At 71.0% G+C, this 24,101-nt stretch carries 24 protein-coding genes; 14 read left to right on the plus strand and 10 right to left on the minus strand.

What is annotated here, in order from left to right:
* The first annotated feature begins 22 nt into the window (after positions 1–22).
* Positions 23–1,183 (plus strand): sensor histidine kinase, encoded by a 1,161-nt coding sequence (locus ACFWW9_RS09825; RefSeq protein WP_390374107.1) that lies wholly within the window; start codon positions 23–25, stop codon positions 1,181–1,183.
* Between the two features lie 10 nt (positions 1,184–1,193).
* Positions 1,194–1,850, plus strand: a complete 657-nt coding sequence (locus ACFWW9_RS09830) for a response regulator (protein ID WP_390373982.1) — start codon at positions 1,194–1,196, stop codon at positions 1,848–1,850.
* A gap of 60 nt (positions 1,851–1,910) precedes the next feature.
* On the opposite strand, the gene ACFWW9_RS09835 is transcribed toward ACFWW9_RS09830, so the two are convergent.
* The 3 genes from ACFWW9_RS09835 to ACFWW9_RS09845 all read right to left on the minus strand — a co-directional run bounded on the left by ACFWW9_RS09835 (position 1,911) and on the right by ACFWW9_RS09845 (position 4,471).
* On the minus strand, positions 1,911–2,597 hold the full coding sequence (locus ACFWW9_RS09835) for a hypothetical protein (RefSeq protein ID WP_390374110.1): 687 nt from the start codon (positions 2,595–2,597) through the stop codon (positions 1,911–1,913).
* 387 nt (positions 2,598–2,984) lie between these two features.
* Positions 2,985–3,899 (minus strand): SDR family oxidoreductase, encoded by a 915-nt coding sequence (locus tag ACFWW9_RS09840; RefSeq protein ID WP_390373984.1) that lies wholly within the window; start codon positions 3,897–3,899, stop codon positions 2,985–2,987.
* Positions 3,899–4,471 carry a TetR/AcrR family transcriptional regulator gene (locus ACFWW9_RS09845; protein WP_390373987.1) on the minus strand — a complete coding sequence of 191 codons (573 nt, stop codon included), beginning with the start codon at positions 4,469–4,471 and terminating at the stop codon, positions 3,899–3,901. The genes ACFWW9_RS09840 and ACFWW9_RS09845 overlap by 1 nt, the downstream gene beginning before the upstream one ends.
* A gap of 53 nt (positions 4,472–4,524) precedes the next feature.
* On the opposite strand from ACFWW9_RS09845, the gene ACFWW9_RS09850 reads away from it, so the two are divergent.
* Positions 4,525–5,328 carry an HAD family hydrolase gene (locus ACFWW9_RS09850; protein WP_390373989.1) on the plus strand — a complete coding sequence of 268 codons (804 nt, stop codon included), beginning with the start codon at positions 4,525–4,527 and terminating at the stop codon, positions 5,326–5,328.
* Here the strand turns inward: ACFWW9_RS09850 and ACFWW9_RS09855 are convergent.
* Complete coding sequence (locus tag ACFWW9_RS09855) at positions 5,325–5,759, minus strand: PPOX class F420-dependent oxidoreductase (protein ID WP_390373991.1); 435 nt, start codon at positions 5,757–5,759, stop codon at positions 5,325–5,327. The genes ACFWW9_RS09850 and ACFWW9_RS09855 overlap by 4 nt on opposite strands.
* Positions 5,760–5,985: 226 nt before the next feature.
* Here ACFWW9_RS09855 and ACFWW9_RS09860 point away from each other — a divergent pair, with 226 nt between their 5' ends.
* The 4 genes from ACFWW9_RS09860 to ACFWW9_RS09875 all read left to right on the plus strand — a co-directional run bounded on the left by ACFWW9_RS09860 (position 5,986) and on the right by ACFWW9_RS09875 (position 9,546).
* On the plus strand, positions 5,986–6,897 hold the full coding sequence (locus tag ACFWW9_RS09860) for an ABC transporter ATP-binding protein (RefSeq protein WP_390373993.1): 912 nt from the start codon (positions 5,986–5,988) through the stop codon (positions 6,895–6,897).
* Between the two features lie 4 nt (positions 6,898–6,901).
* On the plus strand, positions 6,902–7,660 hold the full coding sequence (locus ACFWW9_RS09865; protein WP_390373996.1) for a hypothetical protein: 759 nt from the start codon (positions 6,902–6,904) through the stop codon (positions 7,658–7,660).
* A 190-nt stretch (positions 7,661–7,850) separates the two neighbouring features.
* A complete protein-coding gene (locus ACFWW9_RS09870) occupies positions 7,851–8,603 on the plus strand; it encodes an ABC transporter permease (protein ID WP_390373999.1) in 753 nt (250 codons plus the stop codon).
* Between the two features lie 40 nt (positions 8,604–8,643).
* On the plus strand, positions 8,644–9,546 hold the full coding sequence (locus ACFWW9_RS09875) for an ABC transporter ATP-binding protein (protein WP_390374002.1): 903 nt from the start codon (positions 8,644–8,646) through the stop codon (positions 9,544–9,546).
* Here the strand turns inward: ACFWW9_RS09875 and ACFWW9_RS09880 are convergent.
* Positions 9,543–10,751, minus strand: a complete 1,209-nt coding sequence (locus tag ACFWW9_RS09880) for a S8 family serine peptidase (protein ID WP_390374004.1) — start codon at positions 10,749–10,751, stop codon at positions 9,543–9,545. The genes ACFWW9_RS09875 and ACFWW9_RS09880 overlap by 4 nt on opposite strands.
* Before the next feature lie 425 nt (positions 10,752–11,176).
* Here ACFWW9_RS09880 and ACFWW9_RS09885 point away from each other — a divergent pair, with 425 nt between their 5' ends.
* The 6 genes from ACFWW9_RS09885 (at position 11,177) to ACFWW9_RS09910 (ending at position 17,885) form a co-directional block, all read left to right on the plus strand.
* Entirely contained in the window at positions 11,177–11,635 is a 459-nt protein-coding gene (locus ACFWW9_RS09885) for a hypothetical protein (RefSeq protein WP_390374007.1), read from the plus strand.
* 104 nt (positions 11,636–11,739) lie between these two features.
* Positions 11,740–12,393: a tRNA (guanosine(46)-N7)-methyltransferase TrmB gene (gene trmB, locus ACFWW9_RS09890; RefSeq protein WP_390374112.1), complete on the plus strand. Its 654-nt coding sequence runs from the start codon at positions 11,740–11,742 to the stop codon at positions 12,391–12,393.
* Positions 12,394–12,540: 147 nt separating this feature from the next.
* Positions 12,541–13,704 (plus strand): nitric oxide synthase oxygenase, encoded by a 1,164-nt coding sequence (locus ACFWW9_RS09895; RefSeq protein WP_390374010.1) that lies wholly within the window; start codon positions 12,541–12,543, stop codon positions 13,702–13,704.
* 296 nt (positions 13,705–14,000) lie between these two features.
* On the plus strand, positions 14,001–15,197 hold the full coding sequence (locus tag ACFWW9_RS09900) for a sensor histidine kinase (RefSeq protein WP_390374013.1): 1,197 nt from the start codon (positions 14,001–14,003) through the stop codon (positions 15,195–15,197).
* 194 nt (positions 15,198–15,391) lie between these two features.
* Positions 15,392–16,699, plus strand: coding sequence for an amidohydrolase family protein (locus ACFWW9_RS09905; protein WP_390374015.1), 1,308 nt, complete (start codon positions 15,392–15,394; stop codon positions 16,697–16,699).
* Positions 16,700–16,853: 154 nt separating this feature from the next.
* Complete coding sequence (locus ACFWW9_RS09910) at positions 16,854–17,885, plus strand: adenylate/guanylate cyclase domain-containing protein (RefSeq protein WP_390374018.1); 1,032 nt, start codon at positions 16,854–16,856, stop codon at positions 17,883–17,885.
* Positions 17,886–17,888: 3 nt separating this feature from the next.
* Here ACFWW9_RS09910 and ACFWW9_RS09915 read toward each other — a convergent pair whose 3' ends face one another.
* The 4 genes from ACFWW9_RS09915 to ACFWW9_RS09930 all read right to left on the minus strand — a co-directional run bounded on the left by ACFWW9_RS09915 (position 17,889) and on the right by ACFWW9_RS09930 (position 22,812).
* On the minus strand, positions 17,889–18,575 hold the full coding sequence (locus ACFWW9_RS09915; RefSeq protein WP_390374021.1) for an SDR family oxidoreductase: 687 nt from the start codon (positions 18,573–18,575) through the stop codon (positions 17,889–17,891).
* Positions 18,576–18,641: 66 nt separating this feature from the next.
* Positions 18,642–19,223 carry a DUF3455 domain-containing protein gene (locus ACFWW9_RS09920; protein ID WP_390374023.1) on the minus strand — a complete coding sequence of 194 codons (582 nt, stop codon included), beginning with the start codon at positions 19,221–19,223 and terminating at the stop codon, positions 18,642–18,644.
* A 158-nt stretch (positions 19,224–19,381) separates the two neighbouring features.
* The gene (locus ACFWW9_RS09925; protein ID WP_390374025.1) at positions 19,382–21,478 is read right to left on the minus strand and encodes a PhoX family protein; all 2,097 of its coding nucleotides are present in this window, start codon (positions 21,476–21,478) and stop codon (positions 19,382–19,384) included.
* A gap of 116 nt (positions 21,479–21,594) precedes the next feature.
* Positions 21,595–22,812 (minus strand): MFS transporter, encoded by a 1,218-nt coding sequence (locus ACFWW9_RS09930; protein WP_390374027.1) that lies wholly within the window; start codon positions 22,810–22,812, stop codon positions 21,595–21,597.
* Positions 22,813–22,880: 68 nt separating this feature from the next.
* On the opposite strand from ACFWW9_RS09930, the gene ACFWW9_RS09935 reads away from it, so the two are divergent.
* On the plus strand, positions 22,881–23,516 hold the full coding sequence (locus tag ACFWW9_RS09935) for an HAD family hydrolase (protein WP_390374029.1): 636 nt from the start codon (positions 22,881–22,883) through the stop codon (positions 23,514–23,516).
* Here ACFWW9_RS09935 and ACFWW9_RS09940 read toward each other — a convergent pair.
* Entirely contained in the window at positions 23,488–24,075 is a 588-nt protein-coding gene (locus ACFWW9_RS09940; protein ID WP_390374031.1) for a hypothetical protein, read from the minus strand. The genes ACFWW9_RS09935 and ACFWW9_RS09940 overlap by 29 nt on opposite strands.
* Positions 24,076–24,101 lie beyond the last annotated feature (26 nt).

A 24,101-nucleotide genomic window follows, 5' to 3' on the forward strand; every position in this document is an offset into this window, starting at 1 on the left:
CGTGCAGAGGTTGAGCTTGTGGATGCGAGCCCACCCGGTGTTCGGGGACTCCCTGATCGCCGGGCTCCTCTTCCTGGCCGACCTCAGCGCGTTCGCGGGCCGGGCGCCGGTCTCCGGCGGGGTGCTCTTCCTGGTCGGGCTGCTGCTCGTGGTCCCCGTCGCGTTCCGCCGGAAGTACCCGCTCGGCAGCAGCTACGTGATCCTGTTCGGCGCGTTCCTCCAGCTCATGACCCACGGCGGCATGAACGACGGCATCCCGGCGCGTGCGGGCGACTTCGCGCTGGCCGTGGCGCTGTACACGATCGTGGCGTACGTCGACCGCCAGCAGGGGCTCGTCTACACGATGGCCCTGTTCGTCGGGACGTTCATCTGGGCGATCTGGCGGATCGCCGAACCCGCCTCGGCGGTGATCCTCACGTTCCTGGTCGCGGTGATCTTCGGGTTCAGCTGGGCGCTCGGCGAGTTCGTCGGGGCCAGACGGGCCTACCACTCGGAGCTGGAGCAGCGGCTCAAGCTCCTGGAGACCGAGCGCGACCAGCAGGCGCGGATCGCCGTGGGCGAGGAGCGGTCGCGGATCGCCCGCGAGCTGCACGACGTGGTGGCGCACGCGGTGAGCGTGATGGTGGTGCAGGCCGACGGCGCGGGCTACGCGATCCGGACCAAGCCCGAACTCGCCGAGGCCGCCGTCAAGACGATCTCGGACACCGGCAGGCAGGCGTTGACCGAGCTGCGCAGGCTGCTCGGCGTGCTGCGCAGCGAGGACCAGTCCGGCACGCAGTGGGCGCCGCAGCCGGACGCGCGCGAGCTGGACAACCTGGCCGAGAACTGCCGGGCCGCGGGCCTGCCGGTGCGGCTGGAGATCACCGGCGACGTGGAGCACCTGCCCGCCGGGCTCGGCCTCGGCGTCTACCGGATCGTCCAGGAGGCGCTGACCAACACGCTCAAGCACGCGGGCACCGGGGCGAACGCCGTGGTGAAGGTGCTGCGCACCGACGAGAAGGTCGTGATCGAGGTGACCGACAACGGCTTCGGCACGCCGCACGACCTGGTGGCCGTGTCCGGCGGCAACGGGCTGATCGGCATGCGCGAACGCGCGGGCGTGCTGGGCGGCACGCTCGAGGCGGGCCCCAATCCGGGCGGCGGCTGGCGGGTTCGCGCCGTGCTCCCGCTGACGGCGTCCTAGGGTGATCAGCGTGATCCGTGTACTGCTCGTCGACGACCAAGAGCTCATGCGCATGGGTTTCCGCATGGTGCTCGGCGCCCAACCCGACATCGACGTGGTGGGGGAGGCCGCCGACGGCCTCGACGCCGTGCAGCTCGCCGACCAGCTGCGCCCCGACGTGGTGCTGATGGACGTCCGGATGCCCGTGCTGGACGGCGTGGAGGCGACCAAGCGGATCGCCGAGGCGGGGACGTCCAAGGTGCTCGTGATGACCACGTTCGACATGGACGAGTACGCGCTGTCCGCGCTGCGCAACGGGGCCAGCGGGTTCCTGCTGAAGGACACCCCGCCCGGCGACCTGGTGTCGGCGCTGCGGGCGGTGGCCAGCGGCGACGCCGTGGTCTCGCCGAGCGTGACGAAGCGCCTGCTGAGCCGGTTCCTCGGGGAGGGCGGTGGTGAGCTGCGCGACGCGACCGTGCTGGACGTGCTCACCGAGCGGGAGCGCGAGGTCCTGGTGCTGATCGCGAAGGGCCTGTCGAACACGGAGCTGGCCCGGAAGCTGTTCCTGTCCGAGGCGACCGTGAAGACCCACGTGGGGCGGATCCTGTCGAAGCTGGAGATCAGGGACCGCGTGCAGGCCGTGGTGCTGGCCTACGAGACCGGACTGGTTCGTCCGGGGGACGTCTGAGGCCTCCTGCCCGGCCGGTGGCGTTACGCGTCACGACACCGGCCGGGGGTGTGGAGATCCCTAGCTCACCTTCTCGATGCGGGCGTTGCGGATCAGGAACTTGCCGGGCTCGCGGACCTGCTCGAAGGCCGCGTTGTTCAGCAGCGCGCAGCTGCCCGAGGCGCCGGTGACGCTGACCGTGGTGGACTTGTTGTTGTCCAGGTTGGTCACCTTGAGCTTGGTGCCGACGGGGAACTGGTTGCTGCTGGCGCCGGGCGCGCCGCCCTCACCGGAGAGCGTGACCGTGGAGCCGTTGCAGACGACCTGGCCGGTCGCGGGCTGCGCGGCGGGCGGGTTCGCGGCGGGCTGACCGGCGGCGGGCTGGGCCGCGGCGCCACCGCCGACGACCTCGACCTTGTTGTTGCGGATCACGTTCTTGCCCTGCTCGCGGACCTGGTCCATCGCGGCGGTGTTCAGCAGCGCGCAGCTGGCCGACGTGCCGATGACGGGCACGGTCGTGGACTTGTTGTTGTCCAGGTTCGTGATCTTCAGCTGCGTCCCGACGGGGAACTTGTTGCTCGTCACGCCGGGCGCGGCGTTGTCGGCGAAGAACGTGAGGTTGCCGGGGCACACCGAGGCGCCGCCACCGGCCGCGGGCTGTCCGGCGGCGGGCTGGCCCGCCGCGGGAGCGGCCGCCGCTCCACCGCTCACGACCTCGACCTTGTTGTTGCGGATCACGTTCTTGCCCTGCTCGCGGACCTGGTCCATGGCGGCCTGGTTCAGCAGCGCGCAACTGCCCGAGACGCCGGTGACGGGCACCGTCGTGGACTTGTTGTTGTCCAGGTTCGTGATCTTCAGCTGGGTGCCGACCTTGAACTGGTTGCTCGTGACACCGGGAGCGCCGCCCTCGGCGGAGAACGTCAGGTTCTGGCCCTGGCAGGCGACCTGACCGGCAGCGCCACCACCCATGGCGAACGCCGAACCGGCACCCGCGCCAACCACTACGAGGAGACCGGCAGCGATCGTCCAGCGCCGCTTTCGCGCTACCTCGGGCATCCGTCGGCTCATGCCGTCACTTCCTTTCGTCGCGTAATCGGGCCTACGGACGACCGAGATGCCTGGTTCAGACCAGTACCGGAAACCTGTGGAGGTCAACTAGCGGTACTTCGACGCGTCCACGCTGGTGGGAGCGGTCCCAGTCGACACCACGTCGGTATTCCACCGGCCCCAGTCCGGCTGGGTGCCGTCCAGGTCGGTGACGCCGTACTCGTGCATCAGGGACCAGGAGGACAGCGTCTGCCCGGCGAACCGGGCCCGGTCCGGGTCCGCCGCCAACGCCGCGATGCCGCGCCCGAGGTAGTGCGGCGTCTCGGCCATCACGTAGTGCGGCTCGTTCTCGATCGCGTCCCGCCAGTTCTCCTCGGTGACGCCGAAGGTCTCCAGCATCTGCTCGGACCGCAGGAACCCCGGCGTCACCGCGACGGCCGTGCCGCCGTGCGGCTCCAGGTCCTTCGCCAGCCCGAACGCGAGCCGCCGGAGACCGGCCTTCACCGAGTCGTACGCGAGCATCCCCGAGTACGGCGAGTCGGCGTCGCCGTCAGTCACCTCGACCACGAGCCCGCCGGGCCGCCGGATCACCAGCGGCAGGAGCTTGTGCAGCGCCACGAAGTGCGCCTCCATGCTGTTGCGCCACATGCCGAGCTGCCCGTCCAGGTCGGCCTCCCAGAACGGCTTGAACTCCACGTTCAGCTCGCCGCCCCACACGTCGTCGACGAGGACGTCCAACCGGCCGTCCACTTCGGACTCGATCCGGTCGCGGAACGCGTCCACGTCGGCGGGAACGGTGAAGTCGCACCGGATCGCGATGCCCCGACCGCCCGCGGCCGTCACCAGTTCCGCGGTCTCGTCGATGGTCTCGGCCCGCCCGATGGGCGACCGGCCCTCCCGCGTCGTGCGGCCGCCGACGAACACCGTCGCCCCCGCCGCGCCCAGCTGCACCGCGATGGCCCTACCGGCTCCCCTCGTCCCGCCGGTCACCACGGCCACCTTGTCCGACAACGGTTTCCCCATCAGCTCCTCCTCCAGTTCACCAGCACCGCGTCCACGTCCTCGGCGATCCGGTCCGCGAGCGCGCCGCGCGGCCGGATCGACCAGTCCATCGAGATCCCGTTGATCAGCCCGGCCAGCACCCGCGCGGCGAGGGCCGGTGCGGGCGCTCCCGGCAGGTCGGCCCGCTCGACGAGCGCGCGCAGCTCGTCCTCCACGGCCCGGTAGTGCTCGACCAGCAGCGCGCGCAGGGCCGGGTCGATCAGGTCCACCCCGAGCTGCGCGAGGCTGTTCGCCGCCACCTCGGGGTCGGCCAGCTCGCCGAACAGGGTGGTCAGCGCCGCGCGCAGGCCGTCGACCGGATCGGGCTCGGCCGCCGCCGCGTCCCGCATCCGCGCCACGGCCACGCGGGTGGTCACCCGGCTGACCTCCTGGATCAGCCCGTTCTTCGACCCGAACCGCTTGGCGACCGTGCCGACCGACACCCCGGCCTCCGCCGCCACGTCGGCGATCGTGAACTCCGGGCCGCGACGGCCGATCAACGCCATCGCGGCGCTCAGGAGGCGTTCGTCCGTGATCGTCCTCGGTCTGGCCACGCCGTTAGTGAACCACGGTTCATTAATGAACGCCACCGACTAGTCTTGACGCAGTGACCACACCCGATTGGCGTCCCCGGCTCATCGCACTCGACATCGACGGCACGATCGCCCGGATGGGTGAGAGTGAGATTGCCCCGGCCGTGCGCGCGGCGATCGCCAGGGCGGTGGACCACGGGGCGCACGTGGTGCTGTCGACCGGCCGGACCCTCGTGGGCGCGCGGCGCGTCATCGCGGCGCTCGACCTCCCGGACGCCGTGGTGCTGTGCTCCAACGGCGCGGTCTGGTGGGACGGCGCGGTGAACGCCGTGGTCAAGCGGACCGCGTTCGACACCGGCGTGCTCGTGGCCAAGCTCACCGACCTGCTGCCGGGCGCGGCCTACGCCGCCGAACTGGTCGGCGAGGGCAACCTGGTGCTCGGGCCGTGGCCGGACGGGCACCTGTGGGGCGTGCGGCGGTTCGTCGAGTTCGACGAGTTCGTCGCCCTGCCGACCCCGCGGCTGGTCGCCTTCTGGGCCGACCACACGCCGGAGGAGATGGCGCTGCGGGTGATGGACGTGTCCGTGCCGGGCGTCGAGTGGACCATCGACCACCACGTCCCCTGGCTGACCGCCGTGCCCGCGGGCGTGACGAAGGGCGCCGAACTGGAGGCGCTGCGCGTGCGGCTCGGCGTGTCCGCCGACGACACGCTGGCCATCGGCGACGGCAGCAACGACGTCGAGATGCTGCGCTGGGCCGCGCTGGGCGTGGCGATGGGCCAGGCGCCCGCCGTGGTCCAGGAGGCCGCGGACACCGTCACCGGGACGATCTTCGACGACGGCGCCGCGGCCGTGCTGGACCGCTACTTCCCCGCCTAGTCCGCGACGTCGAGCTTGGCCACGACCTTGATGTCCCGGAGGCGGACCACGACCTCCTCCTGGACGCCGTTGCGCTCGGCGAACTCGTCCGCGCGCCCGGCGCCCATGTACCGGCCGCCGATCCGGCCCGTCCAGTACTTCACCTGCTCGCGGTCGTCGTCGATCTCGGCCCGGCCGGTGATCGTGGCGAACGCGAACGGCGGGTTCTCGTCGTCGAAGCAGATGGCGACCCTGCCGTCGCGGGCGATGGCCTTGCCCTTGATCGACTCGGTGTTCGTGGTGAACACCAGCGTGCCGCCGTCGAGGTCCACCCAGATCGGCGAGACGTGCGGCGAGCCGTCCTTGCGGACCACAGCGAGCTTGCCGGTCTTCGCGGGCGTGGCCGAGACGAACTCGCGCCACCAGCCTTCAGGTGCGTCCGTGTAACCCATGGTCGACCACGGTAGAGCAGTCGTCCCTGAGAGAAATCCGGAAAGACTCAGGGGGCGACTCAGGGTCACCACTGATTAGTACGACCGAGGTATCGGACACAGTAAGACTGAAGTCGCACACGGGAATCAACTACCGACCGATGTGGTGGACCCCCGCGGCACGGCAGCATTCAGAGCGTCAACAAGGGCAGCAAGTGGACGGCACGGGCCGCCAAGGGGAGAAACCATGATCGAGGCGATCGGCCTCACCAAGCGGTACGGGACGACGGTGGCGGTGGACGACCTGTCCTTCACCATCGCCCCCGGCAGGGTGACCGGGTTCCTCGGGCCCAACGGCGCGGGCAAGTCCACCACCATGCGGATGATCCTCGGCCTCGACCGGCCGACCAGCGGCAGGGCGCTCATCGACGGCAAGCCGTACGCGGAGCTGGACCGTCCACTGCGGACCGTCGGCGCGCTGCTGGACGCCAAGTGGGTGCACCCCAACCGGTCGGCGCGGGCGCACCTCCAGTGGCTCGCCAAGTCCAACGGGCTGCCGGACCGCCGGGTCGACGAGGTGCTCGACCTGGTCGGGCTCCGGGGCGTCGCCAAGCGGCGCGCGGGCGGGTTCTCGCTGGGCATGGCCCAGCGGCTGGGCATCGCGGGGGCGCTGCTCGGGGACCCGAGGGTGCTGCTGTTCGACGAGCCGGTGAACGGCCTGGACCCGGAGGGCATCCTCTGGATCCGCAAGTTCATGCAGAGCCTGGCCGCCGAGGGCCGCACGGTCCTCGTGTCGAGCCACCTGCTGTCGGAGATGGCCGTCACCGCGCAGGACCTGGTGGTGATCGGCAAGGGCAAGATCATCTCCCAGGGCAGCACGACGGACTTCATCGAGAAGGCGACCGAGAACAGCGTCCTGGTGCGCAGCCCGCACCTGAGCAAGCTCGGCCCGCTGCTGGTCGACAAGGGCTACACCGTCCGCAACGACGACGACGGCTCCCTCGCGGTCACGGGCGCGACCAGTGACCAGATCGGTGACATCGCCGCGGCCAACGGCGTGGTGCTGCACGAGCTGAGCCCGCAGCGCGGTTCGCTGGAGCAGGCCTTCATGCAGCTGACGGGCGACTCCGTCGAGTACCACGCCGAGATCGGGAAGTGAACTGATGACTCTGCTCGCCGTCGAACGGATCAAGCTCTTCAGCACCCGCTCGCCGTGGTGGTGCATGGCGCTCGCCATCGCGCTCACGGTCGGCCTGGCCGCGCTGGTCGCCGCCAACACCGGTGACGAGTTCCCGATGAGCGTGGGGCTCTCCCAGGGCTTCTCCAACTTCGGGATGATCGTGATCATGGTGATGGCCGCGCTGGCCGTCACGACCGAGTACCGCTTCGGCACGATCCGCGCCACGTTCCTCGCGGTGCCGGGCCGCACGCCCGCCCTGCTCGCCAAGACCACCGTCGTCGCCCTGCTCTCGGGCGTCGTCGGCGAGGTCGTCGCCTTCGGCTCGTGGGGCATCAGCAAGCTGATCAAGCCGGACGCCGACCTGGCGATCAACTCCGCCGTGGAGTGGCGCAACGTCGCGGGCACCGGCCTGGTGTTCGCCCTCGCCGCCGTGCTGGCCGTCGCGGTCGGCATCCTCGTCCGGCAGACCGCGGGGGCGGTCGCCATCCTGCTGGTCTACGCGCTGCTGGTGGAGAGCCTGATCGGGCTCATCCCCAAGATCGGCGTGAAGATCCAGGAGTGGATGCCCTTCATGCACGCCAACAACTTCCTGACCGCCGACGGCGCTCCCCTCCCCGAGGGCGCGGGAGCGCCGAGGCTCGACTTCCCCTTCGGACCGTGGGGTTCGCTGGCCTACTTCGCGGCCATCAGCGTCGGCCTGCTCGTCGTGGCACTCGTGGTCGCGAAGAAGCGGGACGCGTAGAGGGGAACCGGTACCGGTCGCGGCGAGCGTCTTAGGGGGTCGCTCGCCACGGCCGGGAACGGGGGAGGAGGAGCTCGGATCACCTTCGGGGTGTGGTCCGAGCTCCTTCCCGTTCCGGCTCGCGAAGATCGTCGGAATGCGCGAACGTTACGACCGTGGTCCACGAGGACCGGGAATCGGGGATGAACCGGTGACGCTGCTCGCTGTCGAACGGATCAAGCTCTTCAGCACGCGCTCGCCGTGGTGGTGCGTCGGGATGGCGCTGGCGATCACCATCGGCATGGCCGCGCTGATCGCCGCCAACACCGACGACCGGTTCCCGCTGTCGGTGCCGGTGTCGCAGGGGTTCACCAACTTCGGCATGGTCGTGCTCATGGTCATGGCCGCGCTGGCCGTCACGACCGAGTACCGCTTCGGCACGATCCGGGCGACCTTCCTCGCCGTGCCCGGCCGGGTGCAGGCGCTCGTGGCCAAGACCGTCGTCGTGGCGCTGGTGTCGGGCGTCGTCGGCGAGGTGATCGCCTTCGGCTCGTGGGGCGTCGGCAAGCTGATCAAGCCGGACGCGGACATGGCCATCAACTCCGCCGCCGAGTGGCGCAACGTCGCGGGCACGGGCCTAGTGTTCGCGTTCGCCGCCGTGCTGGCCGTCGCCGTCGGCATCCTGGTTCGCCAGACCGCGGCCGCCGTGGCGATCCTGCTGGTCTACACGCTGCTGGTGGAGAACCTGATCGGGATCATCCCGACGATCGGCCCCAAGATCCAGCGCTGGCTCATCGGCCGGATGTCCGACCACTTCCTGACCGCGGGCAACCAGTCGTTCCTCGCCGAGGGCGGCGCGGACGACCACCCGTTCGGCCCGTGGGGCTCGCTGGCCTACTACGCCGCCGTCTGCGTCGGGCTGCTGGTCGTCGCACTCGTGGTCGCCAAGCGGCGGGACGCGTAGCACTCGTTCATCGCACAACTGACGTGATCGGAGCGTGGTCATGATCGAAGCGGCGGGACTCACGAAGCACTACGGCTCCACGGTGGCGGTGGACGACCTGTCGTTCACGGTGGAGGCGGGCCGGGTCACCGGCTTCCTCGGGCCGAACGGCGCGGGCAAGTCGACCACCATGCGGATGATCCTCGGGCTGGACACGCCCAACGCCGGGCGGGCCCTCATCGACGGCAAGCGGTACGCCGAGCTGAAGAGTCCACTCCGGACGGTCGGGGCGCTGCTGGACGCCAAGTGGGTGCACCCCAACCGGTCCGCCCGGTCGCACCTGCGGTGGCTGGCGAAGTCGAACCACCTCCCCGTCCAGCGGGTCGACGAGGTGCTGGAGATGGTCGGGCTCACCGCCGTCGCGAACCGCAACGCGGGCGGCTTCTCGCTCGGCATGGCGCAGCGGCTCGGGATCGCGGGCGCGCTGCTCGGCGACCCGTCGGTGCTGCTGTTCGACGAGCCGGTCAACGGGCTGGACCCCGAGGGCATCGTGTGGATCCGGCAGTTCATGCACCGGCTGGCCGCGGACGGCCGGACGGTGCTGGTGTCGAGCCACCTGCTGTCGGAGATGGCGCAGACCGCGCAGGAGCTGATCGTGATCGGCAAGGGCAGGCTGATCGCCCAGACGAGCACGGACCAGTTCATCAAGGACGCGACCGAGGACAACGTCCGGGTGCGCTCGCCGCACGCGGACAAGCTGCGCGACCTGCTCGCCGGCACCTCGACGGTCACCGCCGACGCGGTCGACGGCGCGCTCGTGGTGCACGGCATGGACCCGGCGAGCATCGGCGAACTGGCCGCCGCGAACGGGATCGTGCTGCACGAGCTGAGCCCGCAGCGCGGCTCGCTGGAGGAGGCTTTCATGCAGCTGACCAAGGAGTCCGTGGAGTACCACGGGGTTTAGTCGTAGCGGGGCCGCCAGAAGTCGTCGTCCGGCGGCGGCGGTTCCCACGAGGTCACCGGTTCCAGGACCGGGCCGCGGCGCTTGCGGGCCCGGGCGCGGAGCACGAGCACGACGACGCCCACGGCCAGCACCCCCGCCGTGACGTACGCCAGCCTGGTGAAGGTGTCCACCGGCCGCTCGGTCGGGGGACTGCCGACGGCGATGGCCGGGTTGCCGGGGTTCACCGGGACGGGCGGGGGCTGCGTGGCGTGCCCCGGCAGCAGCGGGTTGCGGTCCACGAGCGGGACGTCCTTGGTCAGCGCCTCCACCGGGTTCACCACGCCGAAGCCGGTGGCGTCGTCCCGGCCGGGCGCGGCGATGTCGGTGGCGCTGGCGATCAGCCGGTTGACCACGTTCGCCGCGCTCATCTCCGGGTACTTCGCCCGCACCAGCGCGGCCACGCCGGACACCAGCGCCGTCGCCGCGCTCGTCCCGCTGACCTGAACGTAGCCGCTGTCCGACACGGACAGCGGGGCCGCGGTGACGATGTCCTGCGCGGGCGCGGCGAGCACCGTGAGCCTGCCGGTGTTGGACGACGGCCAGGGCGCGCCGCCCTGGACCGTGCCCGCCACGGCGACCACGCCGAGGATGTTCGCGGGCGACCCGATGTGCTCGACGCCGTCGTTGCCGGTGGCCGCGACGACCACCACGTCCCTGTCGAACGCGTACGCGACCGCGCTCACCAGGTCCGGCGTCGAGAGCGACTCCGTGCCGAGCGACAGGTTGATCACCTTCGCGCCGTGGTCCGCGGCCCACCGGATGCTCTGCACGACCCCGTCGGTCGGGAAGTCCTTCCCGTCGACCGCCGCGGCGACCGGCAGGATCTTCGCGCCGGGCGCGACGCCGAGCGCGCCGCCGCGACCCCGGCCCGCGATGAGCGCCGCCATCCCCGTTCCGTGGCCGTAGGTGTCCTTCACCCCGTCCGTTCCCGCCGCCGTGCCGAACCCCGCGCCGGGCAGCAACCGCCCCGCGAGATCAGGCGCCGTCTCGTCCACACCGGAGTCGACGACGGCCACGACGACCCCGTCGCCGCGGGTGATCCCCTGCGCCGCGTACACGTCCAGCGCTCCAAGGTGCCACTGCTGGTCCTCGATCGACTGCGCGTAGACCGGCGGTGTGACGACGAGCAGAACGAGCACTGCGAGGACGAGCGCCCTCCCCGACATCCGAGCCCCCCAAATCGGCATCCGCGCACTTCAAACCCGAATGTGGCGGCTTTCACACCATGCTGTCGATCACCAATATTCCATGTCATCCATGTTTCCGAACCCGCTTTTGCGGCACTTGGCGTAAGCCGGCGGTTAATACCACGTGAACTCCGGCACAGCGCCATGACAACCGGCTCAGGACAGGCTCAGATGGAAAGTAACGAATCGCGCGCGGCACCGGCACACTGCGGTGCTTTCAGGGTTAGGCCGCGTCCGCGATCGGTAATCCCCCCGTCAAGGAACTCCGCGGAGGTGAACCCGTGACGGTGCTCGATCCCAACCCGACTGCCGGATACCCGGCGACCGACCTGATCGGTACTCGCGCACGCGGTGTGCGCGTAGAACCCATGGTCGGCCTCGAATGGTCACACGCCATCGAAGCCATGAACACCATCGACCTGGCCCAGAGCCCGGCCGAGACCAGGCGTGCCTGGATCCACCGCGCGGACGAGGAACAGGTGCTGGCGCTGTTCCGCTCCGTGCACACCGTCACGCAGAACCCGCCGTCACCGTGGTGGCTCCGAGCGCTGCACCGCGGCAAGCTGCCGTCGCGCGCCGCGGGCTTCGCCATCGAGGACGAGGTCACCGCGCTGCTGTCCGCCCGACCGGGGTGGGTGTACGTGCCGTGGGCGTCCGAGGGCGAGGTCGGCTACTGGGAGTTCGTGCCGTCCGAGAGCGGCGTGTACGGGCCGTCGGAGCCGACGACCGTCCAGTTCACCGACCTGCACCCCGGCTGGGTCGACCTGCTGCCGGTGCACCGCGGACCTGGGGTGCAGCAACCCATCGCGTTCACCACCGCCGATCTGCGCGAGCAGATCGAGGACCTGGAGAACATCGCCTGACGTGCGGTTCGGCGTGGTTTGTAGGCTGTGCGGTCGTGACCCCCAGCCAGCAGACCCCGCCGAACCACCGTTCCATCGTCAGCTTCGTCCAGCGCGGCGAGCGGATGACGGTCGGGCAGCAACGCGCGTGGGACACGCACTGGGACCGGCTGGGCCGGGACGTGAAGGAACTCCCCGCCGGTCCGGTGGACTTCTCCGGCTGGTTCGGCCGCGAGGCCCCCGTGCTGCTGGAGATCGGTTCCGGCATGGGCGAGACCACCTCCCAGCTCGTGGCCGCCGCGCCGGACGTGAACTACGTGGCCGTCGAGGTCTACAAGCCCGGACTGGCGATGCTGATCCTGCGCGCCGAACTCCTCGAGGTCGACAACCTGCGCCTGCTGCGCGGTGACGCGGTCGACCTGATCACCGAGCACGTCCCCGAGGCCTCGCTGTCCGGCGTGCGGATCTTCTTCCCGGACCCGTGGCCGAAGAAGAAGCACCACAAGCGCCGCCTCGTGCAGCCGGAGTTCGTCTCCCTGCTCGCCACGCGGCTGGTGCCCGGCGGGATGCTGCACCTCGCGACCGACTGGGAGAACTACGCCGACCAGATGATGGCGGTGTGCTCGGCCGAGCCGAAGCTCGACAACCCGCACGCGGACGAGCCCGGCGGGTGGGCTCCTCGGCCCGAGTGGCGGCCCATCACGAAGTTCGAACAGCGCGCGGTCGAAGAGGAGCGGATCAGCCACGATCTGATGTTCCTGCGGAACACGCTCACCTGACCGTGTACTCAAGTAGCGACCCTCGGTGGTCGATGTGCCACCACTGAGGGTTTCTGACTCACTTGATCGGGTGGTCGTTGTTGATCACCCGGAGTGCCCCGTCTGGCAGTGACGGGTGAATACCCTTCGCAACTACGGTTACCGACCGTGACCGCAGTCCACAACGGAGTCCGAACGCTCCCCGAGGCAGTAGACCTCGATGCCGCGGAGGGTTTCCTCCGCATGTTCCACATCGCGCATCCCGAGGCGGGCGCCGTCAGCGCCCGGCTCGCGGACGTGCGTGCGGAAGTGGCGACGACCGGCACCTACCGGCACACCACACAGGAGTTGTCCTACGGCGCGCGGATCGCCCTGCGCGACAGCGGCTGGTGCACCAGCGGGCTGCCGTGGCGCAGGCTGAAGGTCCGCGACCTGCGCGGGTTCCGCAACGCCGCCGCCGTGGCGGGCGAGTGCGTGGAGCACCTGCGGCTCGCGACCAACGGCGGCGAGATCCGCCCGCTGGTCACGGTCTTCGCGCCGGACTCGCCAGCCGGGCCGGGCCCGTGCATCTGGAACGAGCAGCTCATCCGGTACGCCGGGTACTCCGACGGCGTCGGCGACCCGCGCTACGCGGCGTTCACCGACGCCATGCAGGGCATGGGCTGGAAGCCACCGGCCGAGCGCGGCCGGTTCGACGTGCTGCCGCTCGTCGTCGAGACCTCCCACGAGGGCCCTCGGCTGTTCACCCTGCCGCCCGAGGTGGTGCACGAGGTGCGGATCGAGCACCCCGAGCTGCCGTGGTTCGCGCGGTTGGGCCTGCGCTGGCACGCCGTGCCGGTGATCGGCAACATGCGCCTGTCAATCGGCGGCATCACCTACCCCGCCGCGCCGTTCAACTCGTGGTTCGTCGGCTCCGAGATCGGCACCCGCAGCCTCGCCGACGAGCACGGCTACGCGGCCGCGAAGCCCGTCGCGCAAGCGCTTGGCCTGGACACGAGCTCCGAGCGCACGCTGTGGCGCGACCGGGCCGTCGTCGAGCTGAACCGCGCGGTGCTGCACTCGTTCGACCGCGCCGAGGTCACCATCACCGACCACCACGCCGAGTCGCTGCACCGGCTGTCGTGGCTGCGCGCCAGGCAGCGGCACACCGGCAACCGCCCGACGTTCCGACTCGACCCCGCGGCGGCGCAGCGAGCGCGCACCGGTGCCCCCGCACGTTTTTCCGGAACGCCCGCGGAAACCACCCAACCGCAGTCCCCAGGCCGTTTGGCGGAACTCCTCAAACACCACAAGGATCGTTCGAGCGGCCTGCACGCCGACGATTCCGCCTAATCACACGCCGGTAATTCAGAAATACCCGTCAGCGCTGCGAGTCGACCATCACGCCTGATAGAGCCATCAGGACGAGCACCAGCAGGCCGAGCACAGCTCCGAACCAAGTAGCGACAACCGTGAACATGACGTCCTCCGTTTCCCCGAACTTCGCTTCTCCAGAATCGCTCCTCGGAGCGTCATCCGACATCGGCCACCGGGGTGTTTTCCGGTGACCGGGGGTCAGCCTTACGGCTGATGTGACACCCGACCGGAGTCGGACGCGGTATCCCCCCGCAGGACCTAGGTTGTTGCACGTGGAGAGCACCGACCTGAGCTGGCGGGCCATGACCAGGCGCCAGTGGCCCCTCGCGTGCGCCCTGCTCTTCCTGCTGGCGCTGGAGGTGGTCAGCACCGCCGACGGCACCACCAGGTTCTGGCAGCTCCCCGGCACGGTCGTGGTGTGCGCGCTCGCCGTGCTCACCCCGCGCCGCCCGTTCGACGCCGCGCTCGCCGCCGCCGCGGCGGTGCTCGTCAGCTCGGTGCTGCTCCGCCTGCTGGACGTGCCGGGGTCACCCCCGCTCGTCAGCAACCTGCTGGTCACCGAGGTGGCGGCCCTCATGGCCCTGATCGCCATCCTGGTGCGCGAGGCGCCGAGGTGGCGGGCCGCGATCGGCGTGGCGGCGGTGGTCGCGGTGACCACGGCGACCGCCTGGATCCGGCCGAGCTACACCTACCAGTACGACGGCGAGGTCCGGACCTACGGGCCCCAGCTGTGGCCCAGCGTCATCGGCGGCGGCGTGCTGCTGATCATCTCGGTCGGCACCGGCCTGTACTTCCGGTCCCGCGACGGGGAGCGCCGCCAGTCGGTCGAGGCCGAGGTGCTGGCCGCGCAGCACTCCGAGCGGATGGCGCTGGCCCGCGAGCTGCACGACGTGGTCGCGCACTACGTGACGAGCATCGTCGTGCACTCGCAGGCCGCCGAGGCCGTGCTGGAGGTGAACCCGGACGCGGCCCGCGAGGTCCTGCCGGTGATCACCAGCAGCGGCACCGAGGCGCTCGCCGCGATGCGCAAGCTCGTCAGCACGCTGCGCGGGTCCGAACCGGCGGGGTCCGGCTCCGTCGACTCGACGAGCAACCTCGCCGCCGACGTCCGCGCGGTCACCGAGCAGTCCGGTCTCCCGATCCACCTGGAGTTCGACCTCGCCGACAAGGTGCCGCCCGAGTTCGAGCGGTCGGTGCTGCGCCTGGTGCAGGAGTCGTTGACCAACTCCCGCAAGCACGCCACCGACGTGACGAGGGTCGAGGTGGTGGTGGCGACGAAGGACGACGCCGTGCACATCCGCGTCGCCGACAACGGCCGCGGCACCCGGCAGGCGCCCGTGGGCGGGTCCGGCGGCTACGGGCTCGTCGGGATGCGCGAGCGCGTCGAACTGCTCGGCGGCACGTTCACCGCGGGCGCCCGACCCGGTGACGGCTGGGAAGTGCGCGCCCGGATCCCCATCGCACACTGACCTCTCCCTCCCCTTTTCCCTTGGCCGGTACACGGGCGGGAGGAGGGAACGGCCGGGTCGTGGCACTTCCCCGCCACCGGGGAAGTCGAAAGGCCCGACGCGTCACGCGCCGGGCCCCCCGTGGGAAAGAAGTCAGGTGAAGAGCGGATACCCGTCCAGTGCGGGCCCAAACCCGATCGGGCAGGATTCTTTTCATGTCCATGCGCCTGCACGCCCCGGTGGTCCTGCCCTGCGATCCGACCTGCACCGTGCTGCGGGACGCCGTGGTCGACCTGTCCGACGACGGCCGCGTCGTCCACGTCGGCCCGGCCGCGACCGCGCCCGCGTTCGAGGGCGAGACCCGCCGCCTCACCGGCATCCTCATGCCCGGCCTGGTGAACACCCACGCGCACAGCCCGATGACGGTCCTGCGCGGCCTCGGCGGCGACCTCCCGCTGCTGCGCTGGCTCCAGGAGGCCATGTGGCCCGCCGAGGCGAAGATGACCCCCCAGGACAGCGGCGCGGGCATGCTCCTCGGCGCGATCGAGATGCTTCGCAACGGCGTCACCACCAGCGCCGAGATGTACTTCCACGGCGAGCAGCTCGTCGAATCGGTGCTGGCGGCCGGGTCGAGGGCCGTGGTCGGCCTCGCCGTGCTCGACCTGCCGGGCATGCCGTGGCGGCCGATGGCCGACGCGATCGACAAGTGGATCGACGCCGACGGCCTGCGGTTCGGCCCCTCCGAACGCGTCGAACTCGGCTACGGCCCGCACTCCGCGTACATGCTCGCGCCCGAGATCCTCGGCGAGATCGCCGCGTCGGCCCGCACCCGAGGCGCGCTCACCCAGATCCACGTGGCCGAGGCCCCGAACGAGGACGTGGCCCAGCGCGCGTCGCACGGCTCCGTGCCGCGGCTGCTGGAGCAGGCGGGCGTCCTGGAGGGCCGGGTCCTGTCCGCGCACTCCGTGCACCTGTCGCCGGAGGACATCGCGATCTACGCGAAGCACGGCGTCGGCGTGGCCCACTGCCCCGGCTCCAACACGAAGCTGGCCTCCGGCATCGCGCCCCTGCGCGCCTACCTCGACGCCGGGGTGAACATCGGCCTCGGCACCGACGGCCCGGCCAGCAACGACGACCTCGACCTGTTCGAGGAGGCCCGGCTGGCCGCGCTGCTGGCCAGGGTGTCCGCGATGGACGCCTCGGTGATCCGCGCGGCCGACGCGCTGCTGCTCGCCACCCGCGGCGGCGCGGCGGCCCTGGGCCGCGACGACATCGGCGTGCTGGAGGCGGGCCGGTGGGCCGACGTCGTGCACATCGACGTCGACGACCCGGCGTTCGCGACCGGCGTGGACGCCCCGGACGACCAGCTCCTGGCGAACCTGGTGTGGGCCTCCGGCTCGCGGCGGGTCCTGGACGTGTGGGTGGCGGGCGAGCAGGTCGTCGCGGGCGGCGAGAGCACGCGGGTGGACCGGGCGGAAGCACAGGCGGCGGTCGGAGCCGTGTCGGCCCGACTGCGCTCCTAGACCATTCGAATTCACCAGCGATATACACCCGTTCGGCCCCTGATGAACCGCAGTTCTGCGGTTCATCAGGGGCCGAATTGGCTTGGTCAGCAGTTCTGCCCATACCGCTGATGATCTTCTTGTAGCAATTCGCCTTCTCTGCGATTGTTGCCGCATGCAGCCGGGGGTCTCCACGAACGCCGACCACTCGAAGAGGGGTCTGGTCCTGCGGAAGGAAATCGAGGTCGAACTCGACGCGGTGCTGCTCCGAGTGGGCGTGACCGAGGGTTCGGTGCTGGTGCGCGCCCCGGAACCGTCGGCGGGGCACCTGTTCTTCCTCGCCTGGAGCGGCGAAACAACCACCGGGATGCGCGCGACGGCGGCCGGCCGCGATTCCACGGCCGGAAAGGTGTCGAAGACCGGAAAAGCGCGGCAAGAGGTGAACCCGTACCTGTCGTCGCAGGTGGAAACCCGATTGCTCGCCATTCCGCTGATCGCCGACGGGGCCGTGGTCGGGGTGGCGCAATTCCTCGGCGAGCGGACGTTCGGCGCGGAGGACGAAGCGCGGGCCGCGGCGGAATGCGGGCGAATCGCGCGGAGCGTCGCGGAATTCGTCCGCGAGTCCGGGAACTACGCGCAGGTCGGCCTCCACTCCCCGCCCAGCCCGGCCGAGGCCGCGATCGTGTTCTGCGACCTGAGCGCGTCGTCCTCGCTGTTCGACGTGCTGCACGCCGCGGACGCGATCGGGTGCCTCGACGACTACCTGACCCGCACGGTCGACGTCGTCCTCACGGCGGGCGGCTCGGTCGACCAGTACCTCGGCGACGGCGCGCTGTGCCGGTTCCTCCCCGACGACGGCCCCGAGGCCGCGGTGCGGCGGGCGGTGGGAGCGGCGGTCGACGCGACGGCGGCGTTCCGGGCGCTCAAGGAGTCCTGGCTCGCCTCGCGCTGGGAGGTGGCCTCGGTGTTCAGCCGGATCGGGATCGCCTACGGCGACTTCCGCGAAGCCCTGATCGGCCCCGCCCGCCAGCGCGAGCCGGTCATCCTCGGCTCGGGCGTGCACCGGGCGGCCGAGCTGTGCGCCACCGCGCCGCGCCGCAAGGACGTCGTCCTCGTCGACCGCCGGTCGGCCGACCTGCTGGACGACGGGTGGGCGCTCGGCCCAGGCCCCTCCGCCGACAGCTTCGAGGTCCTGGGCCGGGCGTGAGCGTCAGTGGGCCCGAGGGCGCACCACGATCTCGGTCAGGTGGGCGTCGGGGCTCGCGGTGACGGCGGCCGCGACCGCGCGCCCCACCGAGTCGGCCTCCAGGTAGAACTGCGGCTCGTACTCGCCGCCCTCCTGGGCGCGGACGTCGCGCTGCATGTCCGTGTCGACCCGGCCGGGGTGCACGGACGTGACGCGCAGGCCGTGGTCGCGCTCCTCCTCGGCCCGCAGCGCGTCGCCGAAGGCTCGGAGGGCGAACTTGCTGGCCGCGTACGCGCCCCAGTTCGGGTTGGCGCGCAGGCCCGCGCCGGAGTTGATCAGGACCACGTGCCCCCGCGTCGCGTGGAGCGCGGGCAGCAGAAGCCTGGTCAGCTCGGCCACGGCGAAGACGTTGAGGTCGAACGTGCGGCGCCACAGGTCCGGCGGCGAGTCGGCGACGTGCCCCAGTTCGGTGACGCCCGCGCTGTGCACCAGCACGTCTAGGCGGTCGACCGACGACACGGCCTCGGCCAGCGCGGCGTGGTCGGTGATGTCGACCAGCCACGGGCGGGCGTGGGGGAGGCTGTCCGCGAGGGCTTTCAGCGCCTCGGCGTCACGGCCGCCCAGCAGCAGCTCGTGGGTGTCGGCGAGCGAGCGGGCGATGGCCGCGCCGATGCCGCGCGAGGCGCCGGTGATCAAAGCGACAGGAGACATGGTCGAACCCTAGGCCCCGCGGTGGTCGTCCCGCGGCCGGAAACCGCAGGACGACCCGGAGGGGGATCAGGCCGAGGTGTAGAAGGTGTACAGGGCGCTGTAGGGCGCGGACTGCTGGACGTTGGGCTGGCAGGTGCCGGTCGGCGCGACGCCGCCCTTGGTGTCCAGGCGCTGCACGTACGTGACCTTGCCGAGCAGGCCGTCGCCGCGCACGGTCTTGGCCTTGAGCAGGATCTCCGGGATGGCGTCCGGGTGGTCGACCTTCGCGCCGTCGACGGCGGCGGCCTCGACCGCGCTGCCGTCCACAGTGGACACCCACACCGGGCCGCGGGTGTGCAGGATGATCGGCTTCGAGTCCTTGGTGACCAGGATCGCGTCGGGCTCCAGCAGCTTCCACGTCCCGGCGGCGCAGGTGTAGGCCTGCACGCCGCTGGCCTGGTACTTGCCGACGAGCTTGTTGCCGTCCGGCACCTTGACCGCGGCGGGAGCCTCCACCTCGACCTCGACGCCGACGTCGGCCTTGTCCGCCGAGGCGGAGGGCGACGAGGTGGGCTGGGCGGTGCCCGCCGTGGCGGAGCCGCAGGCGGACGTCACCCCGGCGAGAGCGAGGGCGCCGAGGGTCAGGCCGATGATCTTGACACGCTTCACAGTGCACTCCTGGGGGATGGCCGTCTGGATGAGAACCGGCTGTCCGCGGTGCAGCCACCCACTACACGGGTGGTCGTTCGGCGTGGTTCAAGCGAAAAACGTGGCCGGGGCCACAGGGCCCCGGCCACCGTCTCGAATGGACTTGGCGTCGAATGGACTCAGCCGCAGACGCGGCCGTTGTCCTTCTTCCACGCCACCACGACGGACGGCCGCGGCTGGCTGGTACCGCCGTCCGGCCAGTGCGACAGCGGGTTGTCGGCGCTGGCGCCGGTGATCTCACCGGGGTGCTGCACCGACACGAGGACGAACCGGTCGGTGATCACCGGGCCGCAGGTCTCCGCGCCCTTGGGCACGGTGAGGAACTGCTTGACCCGCCCGCGGTACTTGCCCTCGACCGGCACGGCGAACAGGCCGTCGTTGGAGCCCAGGGCGTTGCCGTCGGTGGAGATCCACAGGTTGCCCGCGCTGTCGAACGCCACGTTGTCCGGGCAGGAGATCGGGCTGACCTGTGACTTGTCGTATCCGCCGAAGTACGTGTCGGCGGTGGCCGGGTCGCCGCAGACCAGCAGCAGCGTCCAGCGGAAGGTGGTCGCGGTCGGGTCGCCGCGGTTCTCCTCCCACTCCAGGACGTGGCCGTTCTTGTTGCCGACGCGCGGGTTGATCTCGGTGCCCGCTTCCTTGCCGGGCTTGCCGCGGTCGGTGTTGTTGGTCAGCGCGGCGTACACCTTGCCGGTGCGCGGGCTGGCCTCGATGTCCTCGGGGCGGTCCATCTTGGTGGCGCCCGCCTTGTCCGCGGCGAGCCGGGTGAAGACGTACACCTCCTCGGCGGTGAAGCCCTCGACGAAGGACTTGTCGCCGCTGACCAGCTTGAGCCACTCGCCGGTGCCGTCGAAGTGGCCGTCGGTCGGGAGCTTGCCGGTGCCGTCGATCTCGGCCACGGGGCTGTTGCCGCTGAACTTCGCGACGTAGAGCGTGCCGTCGGAGAGCAGCTTCTTGTTCTGCTCACGGGCGCGCTTGCTGTCGCCCTTCACGATCTTGTTCTTCGACACGTACTTGTAGATGTAGTCGAAGCGCTCGTCGTCGCCCATGTACGCGACGACCCTGCCGTCCTTGGCGACCCGGATCGTGCAGCCCTCGTGCTTGAACCGGCCGAGCGCGGTGTGCTTGACCGGCGCGGAGTTCTTGTCGTGCGGGTCGATCTCGACGACCCAGCCGAACCGGTTGAACTCGTTGGGCTCCTGCGCGAGGTCGAAGCGCTTGTCGAACCGCTCCCACTTGCGCTCGGTCGACGCGCCGGGCAGGCCGTAGCGGGAGGCGCGGGCCAGCGCGACCGGGTCGGTGATCGAGGCGCCACCGGCGAAGTAGCCGTTGAAGTTCTCCTCGCCGGACAGGATCGTGCCCCACGGGGTCACGCCGCCGGCGCAGTTGCCGAACGTGCCGAGGACCTTCTTGCCGGTCGGGTCGACCGACGTCCTCAGGAACTTGCTGCCCGCCGCCGGGCCGTCGACCGCGAACGGCGTGGTGGCCGTGATGCGGCGGTTGTACTGGCGGTCCATCTTCGGCACGAGCTTGCCGCTGCGGCGGTCCTGCTCGACCACGACGACGGAGAACCCGTGCGCCGCCCAGCCGATCTTGACCTGCGCCTCGGTGGGGTTGTTGGCATCGTATCCCTTGTGCAGGAACGGTTCCGTCGTGTACTCGTGGTTGCTGCCCATGAGCCAGCGGTTCCAGCCGTCGAGCGGGACCAGGCCGCAGAAGTCGTTGTTGTAGCCGAACTGGAGGGCCTGCGCCTCGGGCGTCTGGTGGTCGAAGTCGAACGCGGGCGCGCCCGGCACGACGGGGTCGCCCCAGCGGATGACGACGGCGGACTCGTACCCGTCGGCCGTGACGATCCGGTCCTCGGTGTTCGGCGCGACGGCGGTGAAGTTGAGGCCGTCCTTGCGCCGTCCCCCACCCAGGTCGGCGTCCGCGGTCACGTCGGCCGGGGCGACCGGGGCGGCGACGGCCGTCCCCGCGCCGAGCGCCGTGGCGCCCGCACCGGCCACGGCCAGCACCGCGCCCGCCTTCAGCACACCGCGGCGGCTGACGACCTCGCGGACGACGTCGCCGAAGTAGGCGTTGTCGGACTTGTTCGGCGCGTCGTGGGCGCAGGCGTTGGCACAGCGGTAAAGACAGGTCGTCTCCGAGCGCCCGAGCGGGTGGTTGGGCAGCAGCAGGGGCAGCAGGCGACGGCCCCGATCGGCGGGAACGGACACGCGGACCTCCGTGGTGGATATCGGTGGGAACCGGGCGACCGTAAGAGGGGAAGCGGTTGTCCAGTGGTCTTCGAGGTGAACGCCGGACGAACAACCGCCGATCAGGGCACCTTGGGTCAGCTCATGGCCTCGTCCCCCACCAGCACCGCGCCCGCGGGCAGGGTGTGGGGGTCGGGCTGCTTCGCGCCCACCGACAGCAGGCCCGCGGCGATCACGCACAGGACGGTCGCGGCGACGAACGGCGCGTGGTCCGAGCCGAACCACTCGGCCACGTGGCCGACCAGGGTCGCGGCGGCCGCGCCGCCGAGCCAGCGCAGGAAGTTGTAGCCCGCGCTCGCCACCGGGCGCGGCGACGGGCTGATGCTCATCGCGGTGCCGGTGAACAGGGTGTTGAGCAGGCCGGACACCACGCCGCTGAGGATCACGCCGACGACCAGGACCGGCTTGCTGTCGACGCTCATCACCAGCATCAGGGCGGCGAAGGCGAGCACGGCGAACACCGTCGCGTGGCGTTCGCCGAACCGGGCGGACAGCCGGGGCGCGAGGACGACGCCCGCGACGGCGACGCAGAGGCCCCAGCCGAAGAAGATCAGGCCGATCTGGATCGCGCCCCACCGCAGCACGAACGGCGACCAGGCCAGGACCGTGAAGAACGCGGCCGTGTACAGCGCCGCGCCGACCGACGTGCGGAACAGCCCGCCGTGCTTCAACGCCCGCAACGGGTCCAGCAGCCCGACCCTGTCCCGCTTCTCGGCGGCGTCGGACGGCAGCATCGTCGCGCACAGCACCAGGGCGATGGCCATCAGCGCGGCGGTCCCGAAGAACGGCCCGCGCCACGAGATGGAGCCCAGCAGCGCCCCGAGCAGCGGCCCGACGGACAGGCCGATGCCGAGCGCCGCCTCGTACAGCAGGATCGCGCCCTTCTGGCCGCCGGACGCGGCGCCGACGATCACCGAGAGCGCGGTCGCGATGAAGAACGCGTTGCCGAGCCCCCAGACCGCCCGCAGGCCGACCAGTTGGCCGATCGAGCCCGCGAGCGCGCACGCGACCGTCGCCAGCACGATCAGCACCAGGCCGGTGAGCACCGTGCGCTTCGCGCCGAACAGCGCGGCCATCGCGCCGGTGAACAGCATCGCCAGCACCTGCACGCCCAGGTACGACGAGAAGAGGAGGGTCACCTGGGAGGGCGTGGCGTGCAGGCCCTCCGCGATGGACAGCAGGATCGGGTCCACCAGACCGATGCCCATGAACGCGATCACCGCGGCGAACGCGGTGATCCACACCGGGCGGGGCTGGCCCTTGATCGCGTCGAGGAGTTTCGGGTGTTCGCTCATAGTTAGGTATGCTAATCTCTTTTACTTCGCCAACCTAAGTATGTTGTCTCACAGGTACCGTCACCGCTGTGGAAGCAGTGGTTTTCGACCTCGACGGCGTACTGGTGGACTCCGAACGCGTGTGGGACGAGGTGCGGCAGGCGTTCGCCGCCACCCACGGCGGCACGTGGCTGCCCGACTCGACACGGGCCATGCAGGGCATGAGCACCCCCGAATGGGCGGCCTACCTGGTCGACGAGGTCGGCGTGCGGCTCACCCCGGACGAGGCGGCGGAGGGCGTGATCGCCGAGATGGCCGCGCGCTACGCCCAGGGCCCGCCCGTCATCGACGGCGCGGTGGACGCCGTGCGCGCCGTCGCGGCCCGCTACCCGGTCGCCATCGCCAGCTCGTCCCCACCGGTCCTGATCAGGGCTTTCCTGGAGGCGACCGGCCTGTCGTCGCTGGTGCCCGTCGCCCTGTCCAGCGAGCAGACCGGCGCGGGCAAGCCCGCCCCCGACGTCTACCTCGCCGCCGCCCGCGAACTCGGCCTGGACCCGGCGAAGTGCGCCGCGGTCGAGGACTCGACCAACGGCCTGCGCGCGGCCACCGCGGCGGGCATGGACGTCTACGCGATCCCGAACCCGCACTTCCCGCCGGACCCGGCCGCGCTTACCGGCGTGACCGTGGTCGCCTCGATCACGGAGTTGCCGGGGGCGCTGGCCTAGAGGTTCCACGTGGAACCACGAAGCTCAACGCCGCCAAGCCCACCGCGAAGCACGTCATCGCCACGACGCCCTTCGGCCAGTAGATGTGGCTGTCCAGGAACAGGTACGCGCCGAACAGCAGCACCACCCCGCCCGGCGCGGCCTTCCAGCCCGCCCGCAGGGCGGTCCCGGCGGTGAGCAGCGCGGACGCGACGAGGAAGCACCACGCGCCCGGCGTGCCCAGGGCGTTGCCGATGTCGAACAGCGGGTCGATCACCGGGGTCCGGCCGTTCTGCGCGATCGCCATCGCGCCGCCGCCGACCCCGGCGATCGTGTCCAGCGCGCCGTACAGCACCGCGTAGCCGAACGCCGCTGCCCGCCCGGCCCACCGGAGCACGGGCGGGCTGGTGTCCAGCAGCACCCACACCGCCGCGGCCAGCAGCGGGAACACGAAGGCCAGCGCGATGTGCATGTCCCGCCAGTGGTGGGCGGTGGACGCGTCCAGGTACTGCGGGTGCGTGAGCCCGACGGCGGCGAGGACCAGACCGGGCAGTGCCACGAGCGCGGTGCGGAGGTGCATCGGGCCACGCTAGTGGCCGGGAACGC

Source organism: Umezawaea sp. NPDC059074 (assembly GCF_042738955.1).
Taxonomy (GTDB): Bacteria; Actinomycetota; Actinomycetes; order Mycobacteriales; family Pseudonocardiaceae; genus Umezawaea.